Raw genomic sequence first — 12,973 nt, 5'->3', positions numbered from 1 at the left:
GAATGAGAATTTCACTGTTCTTTTATATCAATTTTAAAATTCTAAAAACCTTTCCTAGATAATCTTCTCTAAGAAAGGTTTTTATACTTGTTAAACTTATAATTAATTTATTACATAGTAATATTTACCTGTTTTTAACTACAAAATTATCACTACATGAAATACGATAATTCGGATCTCTTAACTTCTCTGCAATTAATGTACTCATTGTTTCATCGTATGATTCATGTATAATAGCATTTTTCAAATAATTCTTGTAGTTACGATAACAATAGTCAGTCATTGTAACTCTATAACTCTTAGTCAAATCAATTTGATCTAACATTACTCTTTGCCCAGGTTTTTGATTCATATCAATTTCATAATTGAATCCTTGCCACATTGTACATAATGTTTCATCAATAATTGTTAAGCTTAATTGCTCGTTAACAAAATCTAAATGTGAATAACTATACTCCAATATATCTTTGATATTTTGACCACTAATTGTCATATCCATTGGCTTATCTGGATAAGGGTATGCATGATACAAATCTTCATTTCGAATCTGTCCACTCAACCCCTTCTCTCCGTTCATAGGCACGTGGACACATGTTATATCATTATCAAATGCAAGGTGAATTGCATCATGTAATAATTGCGAAAATGGATGTGTTTGACAGACTAAATCTTGTAACCCATTTACTGATAACATCAAACCTTTATCACTTATGATTTCCTGTGACCAATAAGCCACTGCTTTTCTATCATAGAATGTTAAATCTAATAATTCTTGATCCTCTTCATACTCATTTAAGTCAATCACTTTAGAATCAATACTTTCAACATCATAAGTTGTTGTTCTCTTTTTAAAATTAATCGAAAGATGTACAAGCTCTTTTGCATCTTGACCAGCCTGAACATAATACGTTTCATGATCTTGACCTACTATTGTTTGATGCTGATGAGCTGTAATCATTAAATCTATAACACCGAGTTCTTCCATTAATTTTTCAGCTTCATTCGAACTTGCCTTTTTATTTTTCGTGCTATTACTAATTTTATTCAATCCACCATGATAAATTACAATCAAAAAATCCGGCTCTTCAACTTCATGGATATATCTAATCCAACGTTTTGATGCAACTAATGTCTTTTCAATAGATACATCTTGCTCCATTTCAGAATACTCATTTTCCATTAAACCATCTGCTGTAACGCCTACGATAGCAATTTTTAAGTCACCAAAATGTTTAATACAATATGGAGTTGAAAAATAAGGCTCCTTAGTAACATTGTATTCAATATTTGCTGATAACCATGGAAAACGTGCCAAAGCAATTGAACGAGTTAAAAATGATAAACCAAACTTGAATTCACTTGGACTCACACCGCTAGCATCATAATGCATTCTGTTCATCAACTTTATCATTGGATGTCGTTTATAAGGTGCAACAATAGCATAATAATAGGCCGCTAACGAGCCAGCTAAACTTCCGCCACTATCTAATAAAATGACGCGATGATTTTGTGCTCTTACTTGGTTAACATAAGTACCAGCTCTATAAATATTTGAACCATAATCACCATTTAAGAAATGACTATGCATATCTGACGTAGTTAAAATCTCTACATTAATGTTTTCATTTTTTTCCATCATGTTACACCTCTCATTGTTACTAGTTTACCATTTTCAAAACCAATCGTCTTATAAAATAAGTTAAAAATACAAACTAAAAAAGCAATCTAAGTTCCAGTTAAAATCTACATTAACTAAACTTAGATTGCTATTATATTATCCTATTTGAATACGTTCTTTTGGATAATGGAATTTATCTGGTTCTCGACGTCCTGCTATCATAATGATAAATGATATTAAGCCAACACGTCCTATAAACATGAGTACCATTAGTACGACCTTGGAAATATCACTAATATCACTTGTGACACCAAGCGATAGTCCACAAGTTCCAAATGCAGACATGACTTCAAAAAATACTTGTAAAAATGTAAGTTTACCATTTTCAGTAGCTGATATAATTAGCATTCCTAAAAATGTTAAAATTGTCGCCATTGTAAATACTGCAAATGAACGTTGAATATCCATAATGTGTACTTCTCTATTGTATACTTTTATGGATGTTTTATCGGCATTATTACTAAAGTTAATTAAAAACAAAATTAAAATAGCGAATGTTGTTGTACGAATACCGCCACCAACCGAACTTGGCGAAGAACCTATAAACATTAAAATACCCATGATAATATTCGTAGGGTCACTTAGTGTTGTCACATCAATTGTTTGAAGACCCGCACTTCTTGTAGTCGCTGATTGAAACAGTGAATAGAATAACGATTGATGCCAACTTAATCCTTTGAACGCATGGTTATGTTCAAATAATAGAATGGCTAATACCCCAACAATAAATAGGAATAAATATGTTGATGTCGTAATTTTAGTAAATAATGAAAATCTAAAATTAGTAACCCTATTTTGAATATAAGCTTTAACTTCTAATAATACTGGGAAGCCGATTGATCCTAAAATTATTAAAAATATAACTATCGCTTGTACAAAATAATCATGTGCATAAGGAATTAATGACTTACCTGTAATATCTAATCCACCATTGGTAGTAGCAGAAATAGAAACAAAAACACCTTGCATGATTGCATATTTTAAATCTGGATTATCTCGATAAAAGTAAAATGCTAATAACATGGCTCCTACGAGTTCGATTACAAATATTGATTTTACAATATCAATAATCAATTTGACGGTACCACTCATTGTGTTTTTGTTATTATCTAACATAATTAACTGACGTTCTCTAATTCCAATATGTTTACCTAGTACCACCCATAACATCGTACCAATTGCCATGACGCCAATTCCACCAATATTTAATATCACGAGGATAATTAATTGTCCAAATGTAGAATAGGTATCGACAATACTTATCGGAGACAATCCAGTAACACTAATTCCGGATACGGCAACAAATAATGTGTCAATTGGATTTACTTCTACACCTGGTTTATGAACATACGGTAAGTTTAATAATAAAAATGCAACGACAATTGCGACGATATAGTACAATACAATACCTTGTTGAGGGCTTGATCTTTTTAAAAACTGGCTAAAAATTGACACGTTGTTCACCTCAACATTATTTTAGTTTAATATTAATTTCTTTCTCTTTACCATCTCTATAAATCTTCGCTGTAATTGATTTCAAGTCATCTTTATGACTAAATATAATCTGCCTAAAGCGTAAATCATCTTCTAAAAGTTTGCCATCTAATTCAGTAATTACATCACCTTTTTTCAGACCAGATTGATCTGCTAAACCATTGTTGTCAACTTGATCTACAACAACACCGTTCTTAACTTTTCCTGGCAATTTAACTGCTTGTCTTTCAAAACTATTTAGATTGGCAATATTCTTCATTTTAACACCTACATCCGGATAGTCAATTTTACCTTTTGTTTCTAAATCTTTTACAATCTTTTGTACTTCATTAACAGGTATTGCAAATGACATATTTTCAACATTTGGCATACTAATTTTAGCTGCAACTACACCAATTAATTTTCCTTCTCTATTGACGACAGCACCACCCGAGTTACCTGGATTTACTGATGCATCAATTTGGAAAGCTTTCATCAACATATCATATTTATTATCTTTATCGAAATCAATAGGAACATTTCTGTTCAGACCTGAAATAATACCTTCTGTGACAGTGCCTTTAAAGTCTACACCAAGTGGATTACCTACGACTAATATTGGCTCTCCTAACACTAAATTATTTGAATCTCCAATAGCTATCTCTTTCACTGAACTGTCTGAAGAAGTTGCTTTAACAACAGCTAAATCTGACCATTTATCTTTACCAAGCACTTTCCCAACAACACTTTTATTATTCGAGAAAGTTATTTTTTGATTTTCTTTATCACCGACAACGTGTGCATTCGTAACAATATATAACGTATCTCCAGATTTTTTATAAACAACACCTGATCCTACTTCGTCTTGAGATGCTTTATCTTTAGGTAATGATGAATCTTTTGATGTTTCATTTTCAACTGTAACGACCGATTTAACTGTGTTATTGGCATTTTTCATCGTTGTCGTATATTTTTGAGCATCTGCATCATTATTATCATTCATGCGATCATTTTTGTTCACATTATTAAAAATAGCATTCAAAATAACAATTAGAATAATAATACCCATTAGAATAACTAATTTAGGCCAATACATCATCCAAAACTTTTTCAAAATATCACTATAATTATTATTTGTAGCGCGCCCTTTGTTCAATTTTGATGTAGCTTTTTTTTGATTATTATTTGCCGATGTCTTTGTATTTGGTTTTTGACCGTTTAATTTATCAAGGTCATTAATAGCCATATTTCTTTTTTCAGTGCTACGATGAGATGCACTTGACTGACTTTGATATCCAACCGTTTCAGACGAGTCTGCATTTTGTTTATGTTTATCTTCGACATGAATTTTTTCATCAAGTTTTCGATCGTCATCTATTTTTGATAATGATGGTGTATTGATATCATTATCAGGATTATCGTCAACAATATGATCTTCTCTCATAACGTTATCTTTATCATCACTTATCGATGGTGTATGATGACTTAAATCATTTTCATGATTAGACTTGTCATTTTGTTCGCTATCACCATATGTATAAGTTTTTGTTTGCTCATTTTGACTTTGCTGTCTTTTCAATTTCTGTTCTTCCGGCAAAGTTAATGGCTTCTGATTATTTACTTCATCATCAGATTCCGACAATTTTGTTACTGTATTTGATTTGTCTGATATTACTTCAGATTTCAGATTACTACCTTTATTTCCATCTGAACTGTCTTTTTTTATTTTCTCTGTCTGAATCGAGCTGTCTGAATCAGTTCTTGAAGACTCAAAATCAATTCTAGTCTCTTTATCATGTTCTGAAGGTTTAGAAAGTACATGTTGCTCTTCATGACCAACTTTGTTTTTATCTGAACTTAGCTTTCTCATGTCAGTTGATTCTACTTTATCGGTTGATTTAGTTGATAAAGTCGCTTCAGTATTTTGATCATAATATTTTGAGTTCTCTGTATCTTGGTCCACTGAATCTAATGAATTTTGTTTTTTAGATACATCGTCAGTTAAATAATGATCTCTGTTATATGCTGACTTACTATCCTGATTACTTTTACTTTCTTCAGCTTTATTCTCATTAACATCACGGTTTCTCTGTTCTAAATGCGATGATAAACTATTTTTAAAACGTTCGTGCTTATCAATTGAATCTTTATGTATTTGCTTATCTGCTTTTTTTGATGTTGTATTATCTATATTTTGTTTATCTTGATGTTGATTTAAATTTTCTTCTCTGTCTTCGTTGTGGAAGAATTCACGACGCTTACGTCGGTACTGACTTTTAGGAATTACATGTTTTTTACCAATATCCACTAATGTCCACTCCATTCAATAAAATCACTTTTCATTATGACACATTAACACTTAATTTGCTTTAAAATCTATATAATTTCTATTGAAAAAATGCTAAATATAAAAGGCACATTTTCTTAATGCTATATCGCATCTTTTGATTCATATTCTTCAAAATCCATTTTTCATAAGTCACTCTATTAAATGAAAAAGGACAACCTTAAACTAAATTAAGATTGTCCGCTTCACATCAATTATTTATGCGATTTTTTATTTTTAACAACTGAACCTAACCAACCGATAATTACTAATCCAATTAGTACTGTCCAGAAAATAGATTGCCATAATACGCCATGTGGGAAGTGCTCAGGCAATACAGCGATGTCTGGGTGCGCTAATACCATGACAACTAACTTAACACCTACCCAACCAACGATCGCGAAGGCAGCACCTTCAAGTCCTGGATATTTGTTTAATAGCTCTACGAACCATGTTGCTGCATAACGCATTAGAATAACACCAATCATTCCACCTAGGAACATGACTACGAACTGACCTAAGTCCATACCACCAAAGTGAATACCAACTTTAGGAAGTGTTACAGCAATAGCTAAAGCAGCAAGCATAGAATCAATGGCAAATGCGATATCTGCAAATTCTATTTTCAACACAGTTCCCCAGAATGATTTGTTACTTGCTTTAATCTCTTCACCAGATTCATCATAATGATGATCATCTCCAGCTTCAGGACTTTCAATTTCTGGGTGTTTAAAGAACTGCCACAGATTTTTGATTGACATATAAATTAAGTAAACCGCTCCTGCAGCTTGAATAAACCAAAAGTTCGCGATAATACTAATTAAGAATAATGCTAAAAATCTAAATACAAATGCACCTAACAAACCGTAAAACAAAGCTTTTTTACGTTGTTCGGGTGGTAAATGCTTAACCATTACAGCCATAACAATCGCGTTATCTGCTGCTAATAAGCCTTCTAAAAATACTAAAACGACAAGTACCCATAAATAAGGTAAGATCAAACTTGGATCCATTAACATGTACAACTCCTTTAAATAAATAAGTTAAGTACAAACAAAAAGACCTATGCTAAATAAATAGCAAAGGTCTCACTAAGCAATTTAAATTGCCCACTTTACCGGAAGATATCTTCGTAATGACGATAAAGTGTCGAATCATTTATACGGTCATGATTCTTAAGTTACTCCCCTCTGACAAAATGCCATAGGTTATTCATTTGATACATCATAGTATACCTTTTTCTTTTAAAATATACAATTTATTTTTCTTCAACGAAACAATTATTTTTAAAGTAACAAATTCGATTATACAATTGAGCCGTTAAAGTAAACTATACAATTTAATTTCAGGGAATTTCTCTTCGAACCATCTTGTTGCAAATTCATTTTCAAATAAGAATACCAAATCGTCATATCTATCTTTCACTAAAATCGATCTTGATGTGTTCATCTTATCTGTAATTTGGTCTTCATTTTCAATCCAACGTGCAATTTTACGGCCTACTGGTTCCATAACAACATCAACATTATATTCGTTTTTCATTCTATGTTCGAAAACTTCAAATTGTAACTGACCAACAGCACCTAAAATAATTTGGTTTGTGTGTAATGTTTTATAGTATTGAATCGCACCTTCTTGTACTAATTGTTCAATACCTTTATGGAAATGCTTCTGTTTCATGACGTTTTTAGCAGAAACTTTCATAAAAATTTCTGGCGTAAATTGTGGTAAATCTTGGAAACTGTAGGTTTGTTTTCCCCCAACTAAAGTATCTCCAATTTGATAATTACCAGTATCATATAGTCCAATGATATCGCCTGCTACAGCATGATTCACAGTTTCTTTATCGTCTGCCATAAATGACGTTGAACGTGTGATCTTTTGCTTTTTATTAGTACGTTGCAAAGTAACATCCATACCACGTTCAAATGCACCACTAACGACACGCATAAAGGCAATTCTATCACGGTGTTTAGGGTCCATGTTGGCTTGAATTTTAAAGATAAATCCTGAAAATGAATCATCAAACGGGCTTACTTCAACCTCTTCTTTTGTTTGTCTCGCATTTGGCATTGGCGCAAAATCAACATATGCATTTAAGAAATTTTGTACACCAAAGTTAGCTAAAGCTGAACCGAAAAATACAGGTGTTAAGTCTCCACTCAACAGCGCGTCATTATCAAAGGCTTCACCCGCTTCTTCAACCAACATTAATTCTTCAATCGCTTGTTCAAAAGCACTATCATTTGTAATTGCATGATCTTCTTCCAACTCAAAATCATCATTCAAATGTAATATATTTTCTTCATCTCTAAATGGTTCAATTGTTTTAGACTTTCTATCAATGATGCCAAAGAAACTTTGTCCCATACCAATTGGCCAATTCATAGGGTATGTTTCAATATTTAATGTCTCTTCGATTTCATCTAATAATTCAAATGGTTCTTTACCTACTCGGTCTAATTTATTAATGAATGTAAAGATTGGAATACCACGCATTTTACAAACTTTAAATAACTTCAATGTTTGTGGTTCAATACCTTTTGCACAGTCAATGACCATGACAGCACTGTCAACTGCCATTAATGTTCTATACGTATCTTCTGAAAAGTCTTCATGCCCTGGTGTATCTAAGATATTGATTTTATAATCATCGTAATCAAATTGCATTACTGAACTTGTTACAGAAATACCACGCTCTTGTTCAACTTTCATCCAGTCACTTGTCGCAAATTTACCAGTCTTCTTCCCTTTAACTGTACCCGCTTCACGAATGGCACCACTGAAGTACAATAGTTTTTCAGTTAACGTTGTTTTCCCTGCATCGGGATGTGAAATAATCGCAAAAGTCTTTCTAGACTCAACTTCTTGCTTTAAGTTCATTAGTCTTTCTCCTTTTTATATGTTTCTATCCAATCTGTTAGTTGTGATGCAATCGATTCTGCCTCTTCCTCTTCTTTAAAAACAAACAATTGCATGAGTATTGCTTCAAAACAAGTTTCTTCATCTAATGTCATTGCCATCTGATATGACCAAAACCAATCTGGTATAGCAATGATTATCTGGTCATTTAATGCTTCGAATAAATAAACATCAATAGTTTTACCTTCATCAATAAGTCTTTTATTGACCAACAGGGCCACCACCGAACTTTTTGTAAGCTGCTTCAAGGCCAATTAAATCATCTCGATGTGGAACCTTAATATGCCCTGGCATGATTTGATATGGTTCTCTTCCTTTTGATGCTAAAACGACAGTATCCCCAGGCTCAGCTATGTCAATTGCATGTTTTATCCCTTCTGCACGATCATCAAATTCAATATAGTTTTGATGTGTTGCACCTTTGGCTAATTCTGCTGTTAACATTTTCGGGTCATCATTTGCCGGATTATCCGGTGTGAAAATGACATAATCTGCACGACAGGCAACTCGCCCCATTTCAGGCGTTTTAGTTAAATCACGTTCGCCTGCCATACCAACTAAAAATATCAACTTTTGCTTTACAAAAGGCTGTACTGCATCGATTAATTTGTTCATACCATCAGCTGTATGTGCATAATCGATAATTAAATCAATAGGTAACGAAGGATCTAAAACTTCTAATCGTCCTTCAACAGGTTCTAAATTTTCAACTGCTTTAATAATCGTTTCTAAAGATGTACCTTTACTCCACACCGCAATCATTGCCGCCATAATATTAGAAATATTAAACTTACCAACATAAGGCGATTTTACTGGGTAAGTTCCAAAAGGCGTTACAAAATCAAAGCTGACACCTTGTAAAGATTCTTGAATATTTTTAGCCATAAATTGGGCTTCCTCATCAATTCCATAACTAAATACTTCATAAGGCGTCACTGTTCTTAAATACTCAGAAAATGAATCGTCATTGTTTAACACGACATACTTTTCTTTCGACAAATCTTCACCTAATTGACTAAACAATAAAGACTTCGCGTGTCCGTACGCTTCCATTGTGCCATGAAAATCTAAATGGTCTTGTGTTAAATTTGAAAATATTGCAACGTCAAATTCAACGCCTCGCAGTCGTCCTAATACTAAGCCATGGCTTGATACTTCTAATGTCATGGATTCAGCGCCTGCATCAACTGCTTCTTTAATTTTCTTAGTTAATGAAACTGTTTCTGGTGTCGTATTTGCACCTTTTGTCTTTGTTTCATTAATTTGGAAACCATTAGTTCCTAAATATGCACTATTTTTTTGTAACTTTCTTTGAATTAAATGAATCATCGTCGCAATAGAAGTTTTACCATTTGTACCCGTTACACCAAATGTCACTAACTGATGACTCGGATAATCAAATAATGTGTGTGCTAGAATACTAGCTACTCTTAATGTGTCCGGCACAACCACTTGTGTTACGTTAGCTGGTAATGATTGTTCTTTATTGACCACTACCAACTTACACCCTTGATCAGCTACACTTTGACAGAACTTATGACTGTCTACAGTATATCCAACTGAAGCGACAAAAATACTACCTTCTCTCGCTGTACGTGAATCAGTAGTGATATCATCTATTTGTTGTTCTAAAGAACCCAATACACGCTTTACTTTTACTTTCTTAAACAACGTACTTGCATCCAAACTGAACCGCTCCTTTTTCTACAATATGTTTATTATACACGTTTTGTTGATGTTAATAAATTTATAATTTCACTGATATATCCTACTAATCAGCATTTTCTAATTTCTACTATTAAAAATAAAACTTAAGGTATTATGAATTAGTTTCACAATTATGGCTCATCTTAAATTATTAAAACCATCTTGTAACATGGTATAATATCATAATTGTTTCCAAAAATATGCTATAATTGTATACTGGATAATTTTAAATATACAAATAAAACATAGAACAATAAATTGCTTTATAAAATAACGTTTTATTTTGTATCAATTCAACTATTGATTAAAATTGCTATAAATGTAACGACTTTGCGTCTTTATTTCTTTTATAATGCCGTAAAATAAGTTACACTTAAATAAAATTTTCAAACTAACGGAGGGTGGCTATTAATGGTTACTCAAAATAAAAAGATATTGATTATTACTGGCTCATTCGGTAACGGTCATATGCAAGTTACACAGAGTATCGTTAATCAACTTAATGATATGAATCTAGACCATTTAAGCGTCATTGAGCACGATTTATTTATGGAAGCTCATCCAATTTTGACTTCTATTTGTAAAAAATGGTATATCAATAGCTTTAAATATTTTAGAAATATGTACAAAGGGTTTTATTACAGCCGCCCAGATAAACTAGACAAATGTTTCTACAAATACTATGGACTTAATAAATTAATTAATTTATTGATAAAAGAAAAGCCAGATTTAATATTATTAACGTTTCCTACACCAGTTATGTCGGTACTAACTGAGCAATTTAACATTAATATTCCAGTTGCTACAGTGATGACAGACTATCGCTTACATAAAAACTGGATTACGCCGTATTCAACAAGATATTATGTGGCAACAAAAGAAACGAAACAAGACTTCATAGACGTAGGTATTGATCCTTCAACAGTTAAAGTGACAGGTATTCCTATTGATAACAAATTTGAAACACCTATTAATCAAAAGCAGTGGTTAATAGACAACAACTTAGATCCAGATAAGCAAACTATTTTAATGTCAGCTGGTGCATTTGGTGTATCTAAAGGTTTTGACACGATGATCACTGATATATTAGCGAAAAGTGCAAATGCACAAGTAGTTATGATTTGTGGTAAGAGCAAAGAGCTAAAGCGTTCTTTAACAGCTAAGTTTAAATCTAACGAGAATGTATTGATTCTAGGTTATACCAAACACATGAATGAATGGATGGCATCAAGTCAACTTATGATTACGAAACCTGGTGGTATCACAATAACTGAAGGTTTCGCCCGTTGTATTCCAATGATTTTCCTAAATCCTGCACCTGGTCAAGAGCTTGAAAATGCCCTTTACTTTGAAGAAAAAGGTTTTGGTAAAATCGCTGATACTCCAGAAGAAGCAATAAAAATTGTAGCTAGTTTAACGAATGGTAATGAGCAATTAACTAACATGATTAGTACAATGGAACAAGATAAAATTAAGTATGCTACACAGACAATATGTAGGGACTTACTTGATTTAATCGGTCATTCATCACAACCACAAGAGATTTATGGAAAGGTTCCTTTATATGCAAGATTCTTCGTTAAATAATTACGCTAATCATAAAAATTTCATTTTAATGCTTATTATCTTATTTTTAATGGAATTTGCGAGAGGCATGTATATCCTAAGCTATATTAATTTCTTGCCAACAGTTACATCCATTGCTGTAGCAATAACGTCTCTAGCATTTTCAATACATTTTATTGCTGATGCATCTACAAACTTTGTTATAGGCTTTTTACTGAAAAAATTCGGCACAAAAATCGTTTTAACGACTGGATTTATTTTAGCATTTACAAGTTTATTTTTAGTTATTTGGTTTCCAGCATCACCTTTTATAATCATATTTAGTGCTATGATGCTCGGTATTGCAGTTAGTCCTATTTGGGTCATTATGTTATCCAGTGTTGAAGAAGATAAACGTGGCAAACAAATGGGCTATGTTTATTTTTCATGGTTGTTAGGCCTATTGATAGGTATGGTTTTTATGAATCTACTTATCAAAGTGCACCCAACACGCTTTGCCTTCATGATGTCTTTAGTCGTTTTAATTGCATGGATATTATATTATTTTGTCGATGTAAAGTTAACAAATTATAATACTCGTCCAGTTAAAGCTCAATTGAGACAAATTGTTGATGTGACAAAGCGCCATTTATTGTTGTTCCCTGGTATTCTTTTACAAGGTGCCGCAATTGCTGCCCTAGTTCCTATATTACCAACATATGCTACTAAGGTTATTAACGTAAGCACAATTGAATATACTGTTGCAATCATTATTGGTGGTATCGGCTGTGCAGTTTCGATGCTATTTTTATCGAAACTAATAGATAACCGCAGCAGAAACTTTATGTATGGTGTTATTCTAAGCGGATTTATTTTATACATGATATTAATTTTCACTCTATCTATGATTGTTAATATTCACATCGTGTGGATTATCGCTTTAGCTATCGGTCTAATGTATGGCATCTTATTACCAGCATGGAATACCTTTATGGCACGATTTATCAAATCAGATGAACAAGAAGAAACCTGGGGTGTTTTTAATAGTATCCAAGGATTCGGCTCAATGATCGGGCCATTATTTGGCGGATTAATTACACAATTTACCAACAATTTAAACAATACATTTTATTTCTCGGCATTAATCTTTTTAGTCTTAGCTGTATTTTATGGAAGCTACTTTATAGCAAATAGAGAAAAAGCTAAGTAAGTTTAAAACGTATTTTAAAATAAAGAAAATGGTCATTTTTATTACATTCAATAAAAATGACCATTTTCTTATTAATTCAAACATACTACGATTAACAATACTATTATGTTAC

At 32.3% G+C, this 12,973-nt stretch carries 9 protein-coding genes and 1 riboswitch; of the genes, 2 read left to right on the top strand and 7 right to left on the bottom strand.

Annotated elements, in window-relative coordinates; translation table 11 throughout:
- Positions 1-124 precede the first annotated feature (124 nt).
- The 7 genes from IDG45_RS08840 to IDG45_RS08810 all read right to left on the bottom strand — a co-directional run bounded on the left by IDG45_RS08840 (position 125) and on the right by IDG45_RS08810 (position 10,085).
- On the bottom strand, positions 125-1,636 hold the full coding sequence (locus tag IDG45_RS08840; RefSeq protein ID WP_000414179.1) for a bifunctional metallophosphatase/5'-nucleotidase: 1,512 nt from the start codon (positions 1,634-1,636) through the stop codon (positions 125-127).
- Between the two features lie 138 nt (positions 1,637-1,774).
- Positions 1,775-3,133: a TrkH family potassium uptake protein gene (locus tag IDG45_RS08835; protein ID WP_000021872.1), complete on the bottom strand. Its 1,359-nt coding sequence runs from the start codon at positions 3,131-3,133 to the stop codon at positions 1,775-1,777.
- A 16-nt stretch (positions 3,134-3,149) separates the two neighbouring features.
- Complete coding sequence (locus IDG45_RS08830; protein WP_072357901.1) at positions 3,150-5,474, bottom strand: S1C family serine protease; 2,325 nt, start codon at positions 5,472-5,474, stop codon at positions 3,150-3,152.
- 218 nt (positions 5,475-5,692) lie between these two features.
- The gene (locus tag IDG45_RS08825) at positions 5,693-6,496 is read right to left on the bottom strand and encodes a MeeY/MeeF family manganese export membrane protein (protein ID WP_000928413.1); all 804 of its coding nucleotides are present in this window, start codon (positions 6,494-6,496) and stop codon (positions 5,693-5,695) included.
- Positions 6,497-6,570: 74 nt separating this feature from the next.
- Positions 6,571-6,678, bottom strand: a riboswitch (yybP-ykoY riboswitch).
- Positions 6,679-6,797: 119 nt separating this feature from the next.
- Positions 6,798-8,360, bottom strand: coding sequence for a peptide chain release factor 3 (locus tag IDG45_RS08820; RefSeq protein ID WP_001049957.1), 1,563 nt, complete (start codon positions 8,358-8,360; stop codon positions 6,798-6,800).
- Entirely contained in the window at positions 8,360-8,611 is a 252-nt protein-coding gene (locus IDG45_RS08815) for a YueH family protein (RefSeq protein ID WP_000247588.1), read from the bottom strand. Before IDG45_RS08815 ends, IDG45_RS08820 begins: the two co-directional genes overlap by 1 nt.
- Positions 8,601-10,085: a UDP-N-acetylmuramoyl-L-alanyl-D-glutamate--L-lysine ligase gene (locus IDG45_RS08810; RefSeq protein WP_000340127.1), complete on the bottom strand. Its 1,485-nt coding sequence runs from the start codon at positions 10,083-10,085 to the stop codon at positions 8,601-8,603. The genes IDG45_RS08815 and IDG45_RS08810 overlap by 11 nt, the downstream gene beginning before the upstream one ends.
- A gap of 432 nt (positions 10,086-10,517) precedes the next feature.
- Between IDG45_RS08810 and IDG45_RS08805 the strand changes: the two genes are divergently transcribed.
- Both IDG45_RS08805 and ltaA read left to right on the top strand, forming a co-directional pair.
- Complete coding sequence (locus tag IDG45_RS08805) at positions 10,518-11,693, top strand: diglucosyl diacylglycerol synthase (RefSeq protein WP_000258650.1); 1,176 nt, start codon at positions 10,518-10,520, stop codon at positions 11,691-11,693.
- On the top strand, positions 11,671-12,861 hold the full coding sequence (gene ltaA / locus IDG45_RS08800) for a lipoteichoic acid biosynthesis MFS flippase LtaA (protein WP_181424279.1): 1,191 nt from the start codon (positions 11,671-11,673) through the stop codon (positions 12,859-12,861). The genes IDG45_RS08805 and ltaA overlap by 23 nt, the downstream gene beginning before the upstream one ends.
- Positions 12,862-12,973 lie beyond the last annotated feature (112 nt).

This window comes from Staphylococcus sp. EG-SA-10 (assembly GCF_017151945.1).
Classification (GTDB): domain Bacteria; phylum Bacillota; class Bacilli; order Staphylococcales; family Staphylococcaceae; genus Staphylococcus; species Staphylococcus aureus.
This window is presented reverse-complemented; position numbering and strand designations above follow the sequence as displayed.

What these genes read in the sequence shown, in the direction of transcription:
- IDG45_RS08840 (WP_000414179.1), bottom strand. Translation starts at nt 1,636, where the DNA reads ATGGAAAAAAATGAAAACATTAATGTAGAGATTTTAACTACGTCAGAT.
- IDG45_RS08830 (WP_072357901.1), bottom strand. Translation starts at nt 5,474, where the DNA reads ATGGAGTGGACATTAGTGGATATTGGTAAAAAACATGTAATTCCTAAA.
- IDG45_RS08825 (WP_000928413.1), bottom strand. Translation starts at nt 6,496, where the DNA reads ATGTTAATGGATCCAAGTTTGATCTTACCTTATTTATGGGTACTTGTC.
- IDG45_RS08820 (WP_001049957.1), bottom strand. Translation starts at nt 8,360, where the DNA reads ATGAACTTAAAGCAAGAAGTTGAGTCTAGAAAGACTTTTGCGATTATT.
- IDG45_RS08805 (WP_000258650.1), top strand. Translation starts at nt 10,518, where the DNA reads ATGGTTACTCAAAATAAAAAGATATTGATTATTACTGGCTCATTCGGT.
- ltaA (WP_181424279.1), top strand. Translation starts at nt 11,671, where the DNA reads ATGCAAGATTCTTCGTTAAATAATTACGCTAATCATAAAAATTTCATT.